The organism is Chryseobacterium sp. AG844, assembly GCF_003182335.1.
Classification (GTDB): domain Bacteria; phylum Bacteroidota; class Bacteroidia; order Flavobacteriales; family Weeksellaceae; genus Chryseobacterium; species Chryseobacterium cupriresistens.
Map to the genome: position 1 here is coordinate 43,568 of NZ_QGTV01000013.1, position 17,275 is coordinate 60,842.

Here is a 17,275-nt window from a genome sequence, read left to right on the forward strand (position 1 = left end):
TATATTTTATTTTTTAATCAATTTAGCATTCGCCGTTTTATTGGTATCCGTTTTTATCGTCACCAGATAAGCTCCCTGCACCAATGCCTGGGTATTCATCTTAGTCACTCTGTTCTTGGTTTTAATACTCTGAAGCTGTCTTCCGCTCATGTCATACAAAAGAATCTCTGCGTCCTTAAAATCAAATCCAATTTCTACATAAGCATAATCAGAAACAGGATTTGGATAGATCTTGATATCGTATTTCTCGATTAATTGATCAACCTGTTTATCTCCCAGTTTCACAATCTTCCAATTTTCTTTACCTAGCTCCTCTGCACTGGTTCCAGCCAGAATAATAGAACCGTCTCTGTTCAGCTTTAAATCAGAAAGCCTTTCTTCCTTTTTTCTGGATTCTCCTTTGACGTGTTTTCTCCACTGCTCATTTCCGTCTTGGTCAAGATAGAGCATCCAGAACGTTTCGTCATCGGTTTCCACTCTCCCTTCTGCCTGGGTATAACCTCCCAATAAAATTCCTTTGGAAGATTTGTCATCTGCTGAATGAATCACACTCATTGCCATAAGGATATCACGATTCTTCAAATTGTAAGATTTCTGCCATTGCTCATCTCCTCTTTCATTTAAAGAAATCAGCCAAAGGTCTGTTCCTTCCTCTAATCCGGCGGTTTTATTACCGGATCTCTCTGATCTGGATTCTCCACCAACAATAAAACCATTTGAAGTTAATGCGAGTGTTCTGATATGGTCATCATCTTTCCCTCCAAAATTCTTTTCCCATTCAACCTTACCATTTTTATCAAGCTTGACAATCCAATAATCGCCTTCACCAAAGTTTTCTGTCTGCTTGCCCGCCCTATCTCCAGTTACAGTTCCACTTCTGGAATAAATTCCCAGCAATGCTCCGCCGTCTTTCGTTGGGATCATCTTTTCAACTTCATCAAATCCGCGTCCTCCCAATGTTTGTTCAGATAATATTTTTCCATCTTTGTCGAGTCTTATAATCCAGACGTCCTTAGAACCATAACCTTTAGAGGAATTTTGCACATTCCCCGCAACAAAGAATCCCTGATCTATAGTCTGGATAACTGCTCTCGCTTCCTCATTCGAAGAGGTACCTAATGTTTTCTGCCATAATTCGTCTCCAAATTCATTGATCCGAATGAGCCAAATGTCTGAACCTCCCTTAGAGTCTTCTTTTTTATCAAGTCCTTTTTCTGAATATGACGTCCCAGAAATCAGAAAACCACCATCCTGGGTAGTGATAGTGGAAGATAAATAGTCGTGATTGTTTCCTGATAAATATTTCTCGAAAACCTGTTCTCCCTGCTGATTCAATTTTATCAGATGAAAGTCATAACCATTGTTTTGTTTGCTGTTTTGTTGGAGTTTATCCGTTTGGATACTGCTTCCCGTGATAAGGTATTGCACATCAATTGTAGTAATAACCTGGCTTAAAAAATCCTGCGAACTGGACTTTATATCTTTCTGCCAGAGTACTTCCTGGGCAAATATCCCCATAGTACATAAGAATAATGCACCCGTGTAGAGTTTTTTCATGCTTATATTGTAATTAACGTTAATGAATTGTGAATTATAATCGTGTATAATAGAAATACACAAACTGTATAGTGGAATTATTGTTCATGGCTAAGTTTTTAATGCTTGCAAAATTAAGCTTTTTAAAGTTTCGCCCAAATGGTATCTCCTGTTTTCCTAACAGTAACCAGACACTTATATCAATTCAATTGATAAAGACGAAGTTGATGGGCTTATTATTTCCATTAAAAACTTACTTGACAATGATTTAAAACAACACCAACAACGTATACGAAAGTTACCTATTCATCGAGAGGCGGATTCAGCCTGGGAAATTACTTCGAAGTTAAAAAATCAAGATGGACAAGCTTCTTAAAAATTGAAAAATATAACAGTAAAAGGATGGGAACTTTGAGTGAGACTGACCTCCAGAACTTATTAAGTTTATTGGAGCAAGCAAAATCTAAGATGTAGTTAACAGATACAATAATACTCCCGGAGATCCACCAAAGTATACCCTACGAAACAGCAGGAAAAAATTTAAATCCAAACTACCTCTTAATACTGTCAGATAACAGCATTAAGAGGGTAATGTTCTGTACTCATTGTTAACTGGTGAGGCTTAACTTGCCCTTGAAATAAGTGCGTGTTTACTCTCTTCAAGATATTAATTTTTTATGTTTTAAGAATAAAAAACAATAGATGCTATCCTCTAAACTATTTTATGTAATGGAAATTTGTGCTAATAACCTTTCTTAACGGCTATACATTCAATCTCAATACTCGCATTTCGGGGCAAAGAGGAAACTTCAATTGTACTTCTTGCAGGAAAACGATCACGAAAATAAGAACCATATATTTTATTAAAAACATCAAATTGTTTGATATCTGTAATAAAAACGGTTGTCTTTGTGATATGATCAAAATCGGAATGATTGTCCCTGAGAATAGTTTTTAAGTTTTCAAAAATCTGTACTATTTGTTCTTCAAAACCTTCTTTTAAGCGGTTTGTTTTTGGATCTATTCCTATCTGGCCCGATACAAACACTAAATCTTCATAGCCGGTTGAATGGCTGTAGGGACCTATGGCTTTTGGTAAATCCGTATGTTTTACTGCTACAATCTGTTTTTTTGTACTGCATGACAACAATGTCAGGGCTAAGAAAAGCAATATAAATCTGTGCATTTTGGTTCATTTGATATTAAAAAAGAGGTTAGCTTTTTAGACTAACCTCATCCTGTACTTATCCTATTTTTTGATAAATTTTAATAATTCGGTATTAAATTTATCCAACTCTTCAATGAACAAGGCATGACCGCTTTTTTCAAAAGGAACTAACGTTGAGTTTTTAAGCAAAATATTCATTTGTTCCGCAAGATCATAAGAACAGATTTTATCCAACTTACCGTGTAAGATCAAAGTAGGAATTGTTATTTTCTTCAAATCATTACGCAAATCGCTATCCCTCAGAGTTTTTAATCCCTCAGCCATTGCATAAGGTGATGCCTGAGCCTGAATGCCTCCCAACCAAGCACCATGACCTTGGGAAACGCTGGTCTCATTAGCTGGAAATATCTTACCGAATGTGGCGAATAGTTCCGGACGGTTGGTATTGTTAAGATTAATCAGTCCATTAACATCTTCTTTAGTCCACAGGCCATAATTAAAGTCTGCCCTTTTTGTCCAGATCGGTGCTGCTGCCCCAAATAAAGCCATTTTTGAAACGTGGGCAGCATTGTATTTGGCTACATAGTGGATCACTGTAGCACCACCCATTGAAAATCCGCCGATTGTAGCATTTTTAACATCCAATTTGTCCAAAACAACCTTGATATCATCTGCAAATACATCATAATTATATTTGCCTCCCGGTTTGTCAGACAGTCCGAACCCTCTTAAAGTGATACCAATCACACGATATCCTTTTTGGATAAAATCGGCATACTGATATTCATACATGGCATCACTCAATGGCCATCCGTGAATTAAAACAATTGGCTCTCCCTCACCAAGGTCCGTTACATGAAGTTTCACATTTTTCTCTACTTCAATATATTCTTCTCTTCCAAAGGATGCTGGTGTTCTTTTTGTTTGTGATAAAACTGTGTTTGAAATTAATGTTGTAAATAATACGACTGCTAAAATTAAATTTTTCATGTTTCTTTAAATATTTATTATTGTTGTTATTTTGACAATACAAAGTTGCTCTTATTCCTCAGGCCTTCCAATGGACGGCTTTCGCTTTGAATTGTACTTTTTGCCTCTCTTGATTTCTATTCTTTTATAAATGATAGGATATCCTTATTGATTACATCAGCATTGATGGTAGGCATGCCGTGAGAATAGCCCGGATAAATGATCAGTTGGCTATTTTTAAGAAGTTGTGCAGCCTTTACTGCCGTAGTCTGATAAGGCACAATCTGATCATCATCACCATGGAGTACTAAAACAGGTATTTCCAGACTTTTTAGGTCCTTTGTAAAATCGGTCTCAGAAAAGACTTTGATACAATCATATTGTGCCTTGATACCACCCATCATTCCCTGTCTCCACCAGTTGTCCTGTATACCTTTTTTAATAACCGCATCTTCTCTGTTGTAACCGTAGAAAGGCACTGTAAGATCCTGATAGAATTGCTGTCTGTTATGAAGTGTATTATGGCGGATATCGTCAAATACAGCAAGTGGCACCCCTTCAGGATTATTGACATCAGCAATCATATAAGGTGTAATTGCACTTATTAAAACCACTTTAGATACGCGGTTTTTTCCATATTGGGCAGCATATCTTATTGCTTCTCCACCACCTGTTGAATGACCTACATGGATCACATCTTTTAAATCCAGGTACTCTACCAATTCTGCAACATCCGCTGCATACGTGTCCATGTCATTACCCTTATAGGTTTGAGTCGATCTTCCGTGCCCTCTTCTGTCATGGGAAATAACTCTATATCCTTTTTCCAGAAAGAACATCATCTGTGCATCCCAGTCGTCGGATGACAATGGCCATCCATGGTGAAAAAATATCGGTTGCCCTTCACCTAAATCTTTGAAATAAATTTCTGTTCCGTCTTTTACTGTAAACTTGTTCATGTCTTTACTATTTAATTGTTGTTGTTATTGTTCCTTTTTGTTATTGCAAAGTTGGGGTAATTCCGAAGTCGTATCAATGGATGGTTTTCGCTTTGAATTGCACTTTTTGCCCCAACAGGAACCAGTAGTATTTTGAACAATCTGTTTTTTGGGATAAGTAAGGTGTAAATATGAAAAAAGCACAACCGATCAGGGCTGTGCTTGTACTGGATATTGGAGAAATACCTGGTTAAAACTGCTTTCTAAAACTGGTTGGGGATATTCCCGTGTGTTTGGTGAAAAAGCGGACAAAATAGGCGTCGTCTTCGTAATTCAATGTGTGGGCAATCTCTTTGACACTCATTGCAGTATGTACTAAAAGACGCTTACTTTCAAGTATAATACGGTTTTTTATAATTTCATTTGGTGTGTCTTTACTAACCAGACTTATTTTTTTACTTAGATTTTTTGGAGTAATACAAAGCAAATCAGCATAATCAGCTACAGTATGGAGAGTCTTGAAATGCTGTTCTACCAATTTGCTGAATTTCCGCAGAAATTGGACATCGGCCTGCTGTATATTGTCTGCCAGCTGATGCTGCTGCTTCCAGATGCGGGTAGATTTAAGAATGATCAGTTTTAACAATGTCCTCAGCATTTCTTCTGTACCGGAATCTTCATTTTTCAATTCGGACTGAATATCACTGATGATCTTTTGGATATCAGCAGACTGTTCTTCATTTAAATTGATGAATGGAATTTCAAACACATTGTTATACAGAATACCATCACAGGCAACTTCATGATCATGAATTTCCACACAGTAAAAGTCCCTGTTAAAATGCATCAATTGCCCTCCAATAGTTTCACAGGGCTTTAAGATGACATGGGGATTAATAAATAATAAGGTATCTGTTTTCATTTCAATCTCCTGAAAATCCACTTGGATAATAGCTTTTTCTGGAATAAACAGTACTTTGATATGTTCGTTTATTTTGTTGAGGGTATCGTTTTGAACGGAGGATTTGCTAAATTCTAAATTGCCAAATTTTTTAAATGAAAATTCCTTTATCATTATAATGATTTAAAATTGCTATGTACATAAACTTAATTAGAAGTCTACTGTAAAAATAAGTAATAATATAACAGTAATGTCAACAGTATTTCTTTATTATCCAAGAGTTCATTATACTTTAGTTCCAATTACTTTCATGTATCTAAAGTAATCTGGTTATCTGGCTTTAATTAATGAGTTCCGTAATTAATCAATAGTAACAGAATCAAATCCGGAAACTTGTAATTCATTAGGTACAGGAATGTAGGACCAGCAAATTACATCAATTTGAAAACCTCCCATGCCTTGCCATTTCTGAAGCTCAAAGTCATAATAGCCCAGATCAAAATTATCTAAATCTTTATCGTACAATAAAACAGTTCTTGAAAATTGCTCTCCTTCTACCTTGGCAGGAAATTTATCCACTGGATTAAATTTTAGTTCTTCATTCATAATTATAGTTTTTCAAATAGTAAAGATCTGTTCAAATCAAATTTAACACTATTTTCTGATTCTTTTTATTATATGGTAGAACGAATGATTGTAATCATTTAAAAACCTATGCACAGGATTATGATGATTATGATCAGAGATCGTTGAAGATCTGGTAGATACTTTGGATTTACCTAACCAGGGTTACTATAAAAATACATTAATAGAAAATCGTTCGGCCATCAAGCTTCAGAATCTTTTCTTGTGCCATTTTTTTAATCGTCCATATTACTGTTTCGACCCGCAAACCTGTCAAATTGGCAATTTGCTGTCTGGTAAGTGGAATAGGATAAGAGTAAGGATTTTGTTTAGAATATCAATTTTGGAATGCAAAGTAACAAACAAGGTTTGAACGTTAAAATTCGTTAATTTAAACTATTATATAATAATTATTCTTGAGATTTGTTGTGAACATAAAATATATTAATATGAAAAATTTAAAAAAGCTTAATAAAGCAGAATTAAAAACAATTGTTGGCGGAGCAGATTGTACCAGGCTATGTTTTATAAATGATAAATTAACATGCGTTCCGTATAATTCATGTGGCGGTCCTGGGCTTGAGCCATAAAAAAAGAATAACCTGTTTTTCAGATACGTATTTCCAAAATACTTTCAACAACAGTAAACCATGAAAAACAGGTTATTACCTTAAAAACATCTATATACACCTAAGAATCAAGAACTAACCTGAACGTAAGATTAATCCGCTCTTTCATGGGTATTATAGATTTAGCTATCCGATGCTCCCAGTTTTGCTGCAAATCGCCTTTCATAATGAGCAATTAACCATACGGAAGCGGTAAACTGTACTTACTGGCATGATGGTCTTTTTTCCTGAAATCAAAGTTTCTGGTTTGCCCAAGGCTGATAGAAGCAATCACAGGCCGTTTACCATACCGGCTTTCTTTATCTCTATGCCAAGCCACAGAATCGTTATGGTCTCTGTAGAGATTTAATAAAACTCCATTAAACTTACAGTTAAACTCTTTTTCTATCCTTTCCTTGAGCAAGAACAGTTCAGGAGTCCATGGATTCCTTGCCCTTTCTTTTTCTTGAGTACCATAATCTTTTGAATCCCCATACCATGCTGTCAGCCGTGGAGTCAATACCATTTTATCATACATTTTCTGTGTACGCTGTTCCCTTTATCTTAAATCTAAATCAAAAATTTGGCTATGTTTTTTTACTAATGCTGATCAGTGCCACGGTATTAAAAAAATTATCGAAAATCTATTATGGAAATAAGGTTAAATAATAACATTATTTATTCAAAAAAGCATGTGAATATTTACAGATTTAAAGAAAAGTAATCATCAGTCATTAGGAGGTATATATGTTGTGTATTAACCCAAACTAGAAATCCTGTTTTATCAATAATAAAACAGGATAAAAAACACAAATGATGAAAAAAAACGTCTCGATCGAGACGGCCTAAAATTAATTATTTTTACCATAGTAGCGACAAAAAGCTGTTAAAAATTAATGTCTTATTGGTATTTCCCAGACAATACCAGCCAAATATCCCCACCTACTTCCACTTTTAACTTTTCCTATCCAATATGTCTAACTTCGATGTTAAATCAATATTTAACATCATGGAAGATAGCACAAACACTCAAAATCCTGATCCCTCTTCACTCAATACTCTATTGGTTTTCAATCCCAAAACCCAGAAGATTGAAGCGGTAAAAACAGTTGATGAAAAAGGAAATCTAATGACAGTTCCCAATACTCAAAAAAATCAAAATCAGTTTTTAAAAATTGATAAGCAGGGCGATTTATTTTCCAACTTTTTTTCCAATTTCCTCAGCCAGCTCAAAAACCCTACTTCATTTAACTTTTTTACCTCTCCTCTCAAAGAATCTGAAAAAATTGGAAAACAGATTGAGCATCACCTCAAGCATTCAAGCGGTGAAGGTGAAGAATTTCTGAAGACCTATACAATACCGGAAAACAAAATGATGCTTGCCATCTATTTAGCTGCACCAGAGGTAGAAAATGATCGAAGAGCACTTAATACATTCTATGGGATGAGAAGAGCTCAAAAAGAAGGAAGACTGATGGGCACCGCGTCTTATGGTTATATTAATAAATGTACTGAAGATGGAAGAAAATATGTGGCCCTAAAAGAACCTGAGGCTTCAAATATGCGCTGGGCTTTTAACGAACTTTCCAAAGGAAAATATGCCATAGACCAAATACGCAAAAAAATGAATTCGATGGGAGGAAGTCCTATCAGTAGAAGTTCATTTTATAAGTCTATCCGTAACCCTATTTATTGTGGCAAAATTTTTATAAAGGCTGATAAAGATGAGGAGGAATGTATTGTTGAAGGAAAGCATAACCCCCTGATTTCTGATTCATTATTCATCCAAGTTCAGCAGGTACTCACTGGAAAAGCGAAGGATGAAAGGCCAAGGGGCAAAATTCTTGTTTCGGAGAATTTACCACTCAGAGGTTTTCTGAAATGTCCCAGATGTGGGGAACATATCTCAGGAAGCGGCTCCAAGGGCAAACTTAAAATATATTACTATTACCATTGTAATTCAAAGTGTGGCTACAGATACAATTCCACTGTGGTCAATACAATTTTTGAAGAGCAATTAAAAACATTGAGTTTTAACGAAAGCGCAAAACAATTATTAAAGGAAATAATACTGTTTAATTTTAAACATATCCAACAAAATGTTGATGACAGAAAAAAAGATCTTATCTCGCAATTACAAGATTTAAATAATAAATTAGACAATGCCAGAGACAAATACTTGAACGATCTGCTAGATTATGATGATTACCGTATCATAAAATCTGATACCAAAGCTAAGTTAGACAATTTAGAAATGGAATTACAAAATCAGAAATTGACAAAAAAAAATCTTAATATCACGAAAAAAGTTGAAACGGTTCTAAAGATCATACCTAATCTGTCAAAGCTCTACTCACAAGGAGATACAGAAACTAAACGTGACATATTATGTTCGATTTTAGCAGAAAAACTTGAGTTTGAAGAAAATGCGTTTCGAACACCAAAATTAAATTCTGCGTTATCTTATATCTTACACATTAACAATTGTTTACAAACAAAAAAAGACGGACAAAACATTAAAAAAAATGTCTCGTCCGTCCGAGTGACCGCAGAAGGATTCGAACCCTCACTGTCGGAGCCGAAATCCGAAGTTCTATCCATTAAACTATGCAGCCGTATTCATCAGTAATGAATGATAAGTAATGAGTAATGCTTGATTACCTGTCATTTATACTTTAGAAAGTAATTTTCACGCCTCCCAAAATCTGTGCACCCAGGACTTTATATCCCTTGTACGTCTGGTATTTTGAGCTCAGAAGATTATTTCCGAGTGCGAAAATACTGAAATTTTTGTGAATTTTATACTCTGCGGAAAGATTTAAATCAGCATACCCTCCAACTTTATCATTTGTATTCTCTGTAGACTGGTAAATTATGTTAGGATCACCTATCCCTTCTATCGCATAAGAGTTTGTAGTTCTGTCACTTGCAAATATTCCTTTGAATCCAAGTAATAACTTCTTGTCAAGCATTGTATATTTTGCCCCGATGCTCGCATTGAACAAAGGAACGTTATAAATGTTGTCGTAAGTGTTAAGATCGTACTTGGTAAACCTCAATTCTCCGTCTAAAATAAGGTTAGCCAATGGGAAATACTGCACACTACCCTTAATATCGCTTACATTTCCGTCATCATACACTGCAGAGAATGTATTGGCAAAATTGTAGGCAGAACGATTAACAGAGTTGTTATCGAAAAGATCATTGGCCTTAAAGAACATAATATCTCTCATTTTTCCATAACCCGCAGAGAAGTCGTATTTCAGCGTTTCGTCAATGTCCCCTCTCAATCCTACATAAAAATGATATTTAGTCTCTGTGGGCTTTAAAAACTGGTCAGAAAGGATAAATGGATTCGTCTGTAACATATCTCCGTACGTATTCAGTTTCAAACCACCGTCTACCCCTCCGTAGAATTTAAATTCATTAGCCGCAGCAAACTGAAACTCCGCCTGCGGAAACCAATAGGTTTTATTATTTTTTTGCTGTTCTAACTGGTCGTTGGAATTTTTAGCATTCAGGAAAGAGAATAAAGATCCTAACGTCAAATAAGAGTCTCCTTTTCTGAAAGTTACTTTCGGAGTCAGGCTGGTATTGAAGAAGTTAGCAGAGTTTTTATCCCTGATGGCAAAATCTGTCTTTACCGCATCCAATCCTACTCCAAGGTCAGCATTCAGGTTGATTCCTGATTTTCCTAATTCAACAGCATGTTTGGAGAAATTGGCAAGAATGGACACCTGATTTTCCTGAGCATCAAAATGATCTTTCAGGAATGATGATTTTACCCTTACATCATTTAAGATTTCATTGGAATAAAAATCGTAGTACCCGTTTACTTTAAACTGATTTACTTTTTGTTTCAGATCAAGCTCTCCGGTAGGCTGCATAGCGTAGATCCCATAATAATTATAGCTATCTAAGCCATATTCAGCATTAAGGTTGAACTTCCCTTTTTCACCATAAGAGTTGAGGAAAGCGGCGATATTCGCTGAAGTCTGCCCGGATTTCCAGTCATAATCTTTTTTAAGACCATTGGTGGAAAGAACATGAACATCTGCACCTACTTCAAGCTTATTTTCAAGAGTTTTTGAAACGTTTCCATCTACCAGGATTTTCCCGTAGTTACCCATTCCGAACTGGAAATAATTATTCTGAGCAGTTCCGTCAAATTTTGGTGCTACGTCCTCTCCCTGAATGGTTGAAGTTTTGAAATCCGAAACAGCAGGAACATCTGTGATGGTATATTTCACAGGTGTCTGCGATTTCTCTTCCGGCGGATAATTTTTAATGGTTTCCACAGAAGTTTTCTTCTTCTCGATCTTCTTCACTTCCGGTTCTCTTTTTTTGTTAAGAACCAGCTTTTCCTCCTTGATCTGGGAAAACGCCACCGACGAAACCCCTAAAAATAATATGGATAATAATTGAATTTTCTTGTTCATATTTTCTTTATTTGAAAAAAATATATAACGGGCTTTTATTTATTGGAAGCAATATAACTGCCTAATAAAGCTTTCCCCGACTGTTTTGAAAAAGTTCTCCCCAGTCTGAATATATTAAACAGCCAAAGGCTTTGATAAACTTGTAATTTGTATTGATAATTTTTCGTTGCACTATTCTCAGCTACATCATAACTGTAAACTATATCATAAGGAAATGCTGAAGGCAGTAACCCAACTGTAATCATACTTCCAATCATTGGGTTTCCACAAGGAGGAGTATAAGTTTTCATCGGATGCAGTGTTATCTTAGATACATTGGTACTGTCTTCTACAATTTCATAAATATCAGAATGTTTTAAAATCTCAAATTCTTTCTTAAGATCCTTATTCACTACAAAAGCCTTTTGTTTTTGGAAGTCAGCTTTTGCGTGGTTATACTCTTTTGGATAGGCACTGTATGAAGGAATACAGCTCCAGAGTGAAGCAGAAATTAAAAAAGAATATATGGAAATTTTAAAAACCTTCATGTACTATTTCTTAATCTGTTTTTTAACTTCTTTTGCTTCTCCAACAATTTCAGGGAAATCCTTGTAGTTTGCAATGATCTGATCACAGGTATAACTTGCCTGGTAGTTATCTTTCAGGCCGATATAGTTTTTAGCCATCAATACCAACGCTTTTGCTCCCCAGAATTCTTCTGATGCATAGTTGTTGGCAAGCTTAAAGATCGTCTCATTAGAAGACTTGAAAGCTTTTCCTTTGTTCTGATAATAGGCTTTTGCGTAAAGAGCTTCTGCAGCTACTGAAGTATTGGATGATTTTTCAAGAGAAGAATAGGCAGTCTGTGCATCTTTATCTTTTCCTGAGTTCATCAGGCTTCTTGCTTTGATCACTTTCGCAGTTTCAATAACGGCTGCCGAGTTTTTAGAATTGGCGATTACTGCATTGGCTAATTTTTCAGCTTCTGAGAAATTATTTTCTTCCGCATACAGTTTCATCAATTCCACATTTGCATAGTTTTTAATGCTGATGTTGGAAGAGTTTTTAATGCCTTCAAGGTACTTTTTAGCTTCAGCAGTATTCCCCTGTACAAGGAAGATCTGAGCTAAACGAGTTTGTGCATCATCCTGGTAATCATTCTGAATTCCAGCAACTTCCTGAAGGACAAGTAAAGCTTTAGTTGAATTGTTAGTCTGATAATAACTTTCTCCTAATTCGTACTTCGCCTGGTACAATCCTTCCCCTGTTGGGTTCTGTGTCAGATACTTTTCATAATAAGAAATGGCATTCTTATAATCTTTCTTCGCGAACAACTGCTTACCTGTAGATAAGTTGATCTCATCAATTTCAGCAGCATCTACATTTACTCCAATATTTCTTGCGAAAGTTTCATATCCTGAAACATCTCCGTTTTTCGTGAAGATAGGTTTTGCAGCCTGAACAACTTTCTGAGCATAGGCCGTATTTTTATACTGTTCACCCAGAGATTTTAATTCAGAAAGTGCTTTATCATTCTGATTCTGGTCGATGTAATTCTGCGCTCTATAGATAGAAGCATTCGCGATCAGATCTTTGTCGGAAGAACCTTTAATTACTTTTCCGAAATAATCATTAGAGTTGGCAAAATCATCCTGAGCGGCATATGCTGTTCCTATTTCGTACTGAGCATCATCATAATATTCTGAATCCGGATATTTTGATAAAAGGTTTTTAAGGTTGTTAATCTTCGCCTGTGTATCCCCTTTGAATCCCAGAGCCATTGCTTTTTGATACAAGGTATAATCCGTAGCATCTTCGTTTTTATCATAGATAGCAATGGCTTCATTCAGATCATTGTTGGCATAATGGATATCTGCAAGACGAAGTTCTGCATCATTTTTAAACTCCGGTTTCGGATTGGTAAGATACTGCTTAAAGTAAGTAGCAGCCTGATCAAATTTTTTGGATTTAAAATAAGCATATCCTAAATCATAAGGCAGCTGCTGTTTTTCAGGGAAGTTTTCAGTCAGAAGCTTTTCGTAACGAACAATGGCAGAAGGATAGTTTCCTTTCTGGTAATATACCTGTGCCAGCCAGTATAAAGCTCTGCTGTTAAATTCTTTATTGATATTGAAACCAAGACTTCTTAAGAAATATTTCTCGGCCTCATCATAATTTCCTTTATTGAATTCTTCAGTTCCTAATAAATAAGAAACCTCCTGGTCTACCTTGTTGATCTCAGGAGTTGAACTCTGCAATCTGTCAATAGCATTCAGAGTTTCTTTATAGTTTCCGGAATACAGATAGGATTTCACCAGTAATGACCTCATTTCTGTAGCATTGGCACCATCCTGATTTTCGTTGATATAACTTTGGATCACCGCTGAAGGACTTTCAAACGGGTTACCGATATCGTAACTTAGTTTAGCATACTGCTCATGAGCCAGCTTTTTCACTTTAGCATCATAATTCATCTGATAAGAAGAACGGAATGCGGAAAGCGCTTCCTGTTTTTTATCTACAGCCAGGTAAGCATTTCCAAGCTGGTAGTAAGCATTTTGTGCCAAGGCAGAATTGCTGTTGAGAAGCTGGTTGTAATAAGAAACCGCTTCATCATATTTCTTCAGCTGTGCAGCGACAAATCCCATCTCATACAAATCGTTTTCAGATGGATTCTGCTGTACACTCAGATAATCTTTCAAATGTGGATACGCAGAGGTGTAATCATTCTTCATGAAGTAACTCTCCCCGATGATCTTATGAACTTCCGCTTTATAAGAATCTGAAATATTTTCGTTCAACAAAGCTGTTCCTTCTGTAATAGCCTGATCGTAGTTCTTATCATTGTAATACATCTGTACATAATAAGGACGTACCAGCTTTGAGAATTTATCCTGATCTTTTATCGAATCAAAATACTGGAAAGCTTTATCATTCTGTCTGTTGCTGTAATACAAATGCCCAAGCATATAAGCAATATCTCCTTTTTGGGACTGATCTGCCGATTTATAAGCTTCTTCAAGGGCATCAGTAGCTCCCTTGGAATCACCCGTCATGAATTTTGCATATCCAAGCTTCAGAATATACTCGGTATTCTCCTCTTTCGAAAGCTGATACTGATTTACTTTTTTCAAAGTCTCCAGCGCTTTATCGAAATCTTTTTTTGCTAAATAGTAATCTGCCAAAGGAAGATTAGCTTGCGCAAAATAAGCAGAATTAGGATATTCTTTCATGAAAGCCGTTAACCCTTCTTCAGCATGATTTTTCTGAAGAATCACACCGATCACATTATCAAAAAACTGGGCGCCTTCCTTTTTCGAACGGGACAAATTCTGATTGTAGAAATATTGTCTTGCATATTCGTATTGGGAAGCGTTGTATATTTTGGTCTGATAAAGATTTTCGGCTAGATTGAACCTGTAATTTTCTTTCTGGGTAAAATATTGGGACTGTTGAGCATCGGAGATTCCGAAATAGATGACCGCAGCCGCTAAAAGTATTTTTTTTGATTTCATTCTTCTTGATATAAGAAAATTAGTCTAAATAAGTTAACGAAAATATTAAAAACTTATTGTTTAAGCAAGTTTTAACAGTGTTAATGACAGTTAATTCTTATTTGATAACAATGTAAATTTTCTCACCATACAATGATAAAATTTACTACATTCGTTTGATAAAATATAAACAATTTTTACAAACAGTTATCAAAAACATATTTTAATTTGATACTTTTTCAACAGCAGCTAAAAACATACCATAAACACACCATCTCATGAAATTTAAGATTCTTTTAGCATTAATTTGGGTAAACCTCCTGCAGGCACAAAAGTTTTATTTTCCAAAGACAGCTGTAAATGACTCTGTTATACTGGAAAAACAGATTCCAGGACTTGCACAACAAGTGATTCCTCATCTTCAGTCGGTAAAATACAAGCCGGAAAATCCCGTTGATCTTACGGATAACCTTTTCCGTTTACAGATGGTCGCCCAGGATTATAAAAACTCATTGGCTTCCCTTTCTGAAAACCGCAATTTCTTTGCCGATAACAATATGGGTGGATACAGATTGATAGGTTTTGAATTGTACACGATGGCTAAAATGGAGCAAAAAGAAAAAAACATCTCTTTTCCGAATGCCCTTCAGAAAGTATTCAACCAAAAATATGAAAGTCTTCCGGAAAATCTGGTTCCAAGACTGGAACTCGCTCTTAACGGAGATGTGAACGTATCCAGAAAACTGTTGAAGAGTCTGCTGGTTAAGCAAAAAGACAAAGACAGCATCGATTACAGAACGGCACTGGCGCTATGTAAAAGTTATCTGAATTATAAAACCTACTCCAGCATTAAGCCTCAGGTCATGCAGCTGCTGGCCTCAAAAGACAATGAAAGATTCATTACCGAAACGAAAGATCTTAAGATCAACGGGAACACCTTAACGATCACTATTGTCCGCAAAAAGAAAAATACTTCCCCGCTTCCTGTTATTTTAACCAATAATATCTATGCAGGTCCCATTGATGGCTTCTTTGGAAAGAGAGCTGCCACTTATAATTATGTAGGTGCGGTTGTCAATACCAGAGGTAAGAGAAACAGCAATGATGTGAACAATCCTTTTGAGCATGAATCGCAAGATATTTATGAAGTGATAGACTGGGTCAGCAAACAGCCCTGGTGCAACGGGAAAGTAGGAATGATCGGAGGAAGTTATTTAGGCTTCAGCCAGTGGGCAGCCGTAAAAAAAATGCATCCGGCATTAAAGACGATTGTTCCTCAGGTTGCCGTGGGAATCGGGATTGATTATCCGGCTCAGAATAATATCTTCATGAGCTATATGCTTCAGTGGATCCAGTATGTTACCAATAATAAGTTTACCGATGAAGCAGATTTTACCAATGCTGTAAAATGGGATTCTATTTTTACAAAATGGTATAAAAGCGGGGAATCATTCAGGTCGTTAGATAAAATAAGCGGGAAACCCAGCAAAATATTCCAACGATGGCTGGATCACCCGGGATATGATGGATACTGGCAGAAAATGGTTCCTTACAAGGAGGATTTTTCTAAAATCAACATTCCTATTCTGACTACAACGGGATATTATGATGATGATCAGATTGGTGCGCTGTATTATTTTAAACAGCATCATCTGTATAATAAAAATGCGAACCATTATCTGGTCATAGGTCCTTATAATCATGGAGGAGCCCAAAGTTTCGGATTTACTTACGTGAATGGCAATCCTATTGATCCGCTGGCCAGAATAAGCATTGATGATCTTGCTTTTTCATGGTTTGATTATATTCTTAAAGGAGGCAAAAAACCTGAACTACTGAAAGACAGAATTAATTTTCAGGTCATGAATACGAATACCTGGAAACATGTGGGTGATCTCGATAAAATGCATAATTCTTCTTTGAAATTCTATCTTCAGGACAAAAAAAATACGCCTTCAGTCTTTAATAAACCTGAAGCTCAAAGTTTCACAACCCAAATTATTGATTTTAAAAACAGGAATCAGAAAGACATTTATTACAATGTCAGCAAAAAAGACAGTATTAAAATGACTAATTCTATAGTTTTCGAAAGTGAAGTGCTCGACAAGGATATGATCATGAGTGGAAACCTGTCAGGAGTTTTCAATGTTTCGATCAATAAAAAAGATTTTGATACAGAAACCTATCTGTACCAGATTTCTCCTGATGGAAAATCCTATTTACTATCAACTCATATCGTGAGAGCCAGCTATGCAAAAAACAATCAAAAACGACAGCTTCTTGAACCGGGCAAGACAGAACAGATTCCCATTAACAACTCATATGTTATGAGTAAAAAGATAGAGAAAGGAAGCAAACTCCTGTTGTTGGTCGGCGTTAATAAAAATCCTAACTGGCAGATTAATTATGGTTCTGGCAAAGACGTAAGTGAAGAAACGATAAAGGATTCCGGTGAGCCCATGGAGATAAAATGGTACAATGACAGCTATGTGGAAATTCCTGTTTATAAAGACTAAAAACCTTTTCTAAACACATTTCAGCGGGCTTTATGCAATAAAAAATAATAAGATCATTTCATTCTTTACTGATTAAAATTCTTAATTTAGCCCGCTAAAAAAA

13 protein-coding genes, 1 tRNA gene and 1 pseudogene are annotated in these 17,275 nt (G+C 35.9%); 3 read left to right on the forward strand and 12 right to left on the reverse strand.

What is annotated here, in order from left to right:
- Positions 1–6: 6 nt before the first annotated feature.
- The 7 genes from DEU40_RS13695 to DEU40_RS13725 form a co-directional block, all read right to left on the reverse strand.
- The gene (locus tag DEU40_RS13695; protein ID WP_110010349.1) at positions 7–1,557 is read right to left on the reverse strand and encodes a T9SS type A sorting domain-containing protein; all 1,551 of its coding nucleotides are present in this window, start codon (positions 1,555–1,557) and stop codon (positions 7–9) included.
- A gap of 721 nt (positions 1,558–2,278) precedes the next feature.
- Entirely contained in the window at positions 2,279–2,722 is a 444-nt protein-coding gene (locus tag DEU40_RS13700; RefSeq protein ID WP_171006352.1) for a Rid family detoxifying hydrolase, read from the reverse strand.
- Positions 2,723–2,785: 63 nt separating this feature from the next.
- Positions 2,786–3,694: an alpha/beta fold hydrolase gene (locus tag DEU40_RS13705; protein WP_110010350.1), complete on the reverse strand. Its 909-nt coding sequence runs from the start codon at positions 3,692–3,694 to the stop codon at positions 2,786–2,788.
- Between the two features lie 116 nt (positions 3,695–3,810).
- The gene (locus DEU40_RS13710) at positions 3,811–4,632 is read right to left on the reverse strand and encodes an alpha/beta fold hydrolase (RefSeq protein ID WP_110010351.1); all 822 of its coding nucleotides are present in this window, start codon (positions 4,630–4,632) and stop codon (positions 3,811–3,813) included.
- A gap of 229 nt (positions 4,633–4,861) precedes the next feature.
- The gene (locus DEU40_RS13715; protein WP_228406514.1) at positions 4,862–5,686 is read right to left on the reverse strand and encodes a helix-turn-helix domain-containing protein; all 825 of its coding nucleotides are present in this window, start codon (positions 5,684–5,686) and stop codon (positions 4,862–4,864) included.
- A gap of 186 nt (positions 5,687–5,872) precedes the next feature.
- Positions 5,873–6,118 (reverse strand): hypothetical protein, encoded by a 246-nt coding sequence (locus tag DEU40_RS13720; protein ID WP_110010353.1) that lies wholly within the window; start codon positions 6,116–6,118, stop codon positions 5,873–5,875.
- A gap of 199 nt (positions 6,119–6,317) precedes the next feature.
- Entirely contained in the window at positions 6,318–6,443 is a 126-nt protein-coding gene (locus tag DEU40_RS13725; RefSeq protein WP_228406521.1) for a helix-turn-helix domain-containing protein, read from the reverse strand.
- Positions 6,444–6,585: 142 nt separating this feature from the next.
- Between DEU40_RS13725 and DEU40_RS13730 the strand changes: the two genes are divergently transcribed.
- Positions 6,586–6,726 (forward strand): bacteriocin-like protein, encoded by a 141-nt coding sequence (locus DEU40_RS13730; protein ID WP_110010354.1) that lies wholly within the window; start codon positions 6,586–6,588, stop codon positions 6,724–6,726.
- A gap of 214 nt (positions 6,727–6,940) precedes the next feature.
- Here DEU40_RS13730 and DEU40_RS13735 read toward each other — a convergent pair whose 3' ends face one another.
- Positions 6,941–7,282 (reverse strand): alpha-ketoglutarate-dependent dioxygenase AlkB, encoded by a 342-nt coding sequence (locus DEU40_RS13735; RefSeq protein WP_228406515.1) that lies wholly within the window; start codon positions 7,280–7,282, stop codon positions 6,941–6,943.
- Positions 7,283–8,305: 1,023 nt separating this feature from the next.
- Here DEU40_RS13735 and DEU40_RS22855 point away from each other — a divergent pair.
- Positions 8,306–8,542 (forward strand): annotated as a pseudogene (locus DEU40_RS22855) (recombinase family protein); the annotation flags it as partial.
- Positions 8,543–9,287: 745 nt separating this feature from the next.
- Here DEU40_RS22855 and DEU40_RS13745 read toward each other — a convergent pair.
- The 4 genes from DEU40_RS13745 to DEU40_RS13760 all read right to left on the reverse strand — a co-directional run bounded on the left by DEU40_RS13745 (position 9,288) and on the right by DEU40_RS13760 (position 14,677).
- A tRNA-Arg gene (locus DEU40_RS13745) sits at positions 9,288–9,359 on the reverse strand.
- A 60-nt stretch (positions 9,360–9,419) separates the two neighbouring features.
- Positions 9,420–11,183, reverse strand: coding sequence for a TonB-dependent receptor (locus DEU40_RS13750; protein ID WP_110010355.1), 1,764 nt, complete (start codon positions 11,181–11,183; stop codon positions 9,420–9,422).
- Between the two features lie 35 nt (positions 11,184–11,218).
- Positions 11,219–11,710, reverse strand: coding sequence for a hypothetical protein (locus DEU40_RS13755; RefSeq protein ID WP_110010356.1), 492 nt, complete (start codon positions 11,708–11,710; stop codon positions 11,219–11,221).
- 3 nt (positions 11,711–11,713) lie between these two features.
- On the reverse strand, positions 11,714–14,677 hold the full coding sequence (locus DEU40_RS13760; protein WP_110010357.1) for a tetratricopeptide repeat protein: 2,964 nt from the start codon (positions 14,675–14,677) through the stop codon (positions 11,714–11,716).
- A 257-nt stretch (positions 14,678–14,934) separates the two neighbouring features.
- Here DEU40_RS13760 and DEU40_RS13765 point away from each other — a divergent pair, with 257 nt between their 5' ends.
- Positions 14,935–17,172 (forward strand): CocE/NonD family hydrolase, encoded by a 2,238-nt coding sequence (locus tag DEU40_RS13765; protein ID WP_110010358.1) that lies wholly within the window; start codon positions 14,935–14,937, stop codon positions 17,170–17,172.
- The last annotated feature ends 103 nt before the right edge of the window (positions 17,173–17,275 follow it).

Coding starts and splice junctions, on each gene's coding strand:
- DEU40_RS13695 (WP_110010349.1), bottom strand. CDS start 1,557: ATGAAAAAACTCTACACGGGTGCATTATTCTTATGTACTATGGGGATA.
- DEU40_RS13700 (WP_171006352.1), bottom strand. CDS start 2,722: ATGCACAGATTTATATTGCTTTTCTTAGCCCTGACATTGTTGTCATGC.
- DEU40_RS13705 (WP_110010350.1), bottom strand. CDS start 3,694: ATGAAAAATTTAATTTTAGCAGTCGTATTATTTACAACATTAATTTCA.
- DEU40_RS13710 (WP_110010351.1), bottom strand. CDS start 4,632: ATGAACAAGTTTACAGTAAAAGACGGAACAGAAATTTATTTCAAAGAT.
- DEU40_RS13715 (WP_228406514.1), bottom strand. CDS start 5,686: ATGATAAAGGAATTTTCATTTAAAAAATTTGGCAATTTAGAATTTAGC.
- DEU40_RS13720 (WP_110010353.1), bottom strand. CDS start 6,118: ATGAATGAAGAACTAAAATTTAATCCAGTGGATAAATTTCCTGCCAAG.
- DEU40_RS13730 (WP_110010354.1), top strand. CDS start 6,586: ATGAAAAATTTAAAAAAGCTTAATAAAGCAGAATTAAAAACAATTGTT.
- DEU40_RS13735 (WP_228406515.1), bottom strand. CDS start 7,282: ATGTATGATAAAATGGTATTGACTCCACGGCTGACAGCATGGTATGGG.
- DEU40_RS13750 (WP_110010355.1), bottom strand. CDS start 11,183: ATGAACAAGAAAATTCAATTATTATCCATATTATTTTTAGGGGTTTCG.
- DEU40_RS13755 (WP_110010356.1), bottom strand. CDS start 11,710: ATGAAGGTTTTTAAAATTTCCATATATTCTTTTTTAATTTCTGCTTCA.
- DEU40_RS13760 (WP_110010357.1), bottom strand. CDS start 14,677: ATGAAATCAAAAAAAATACTTTTAGCGGCTGCGGTCATCTATTTCGGA.
- DEU40_RS13765 (WP_110010358.1), top strand. CDS start 14,935: ATGAAATTTAAGATTCTTTTAGCATTAATTTGGGTAAACCTCCTGCAG.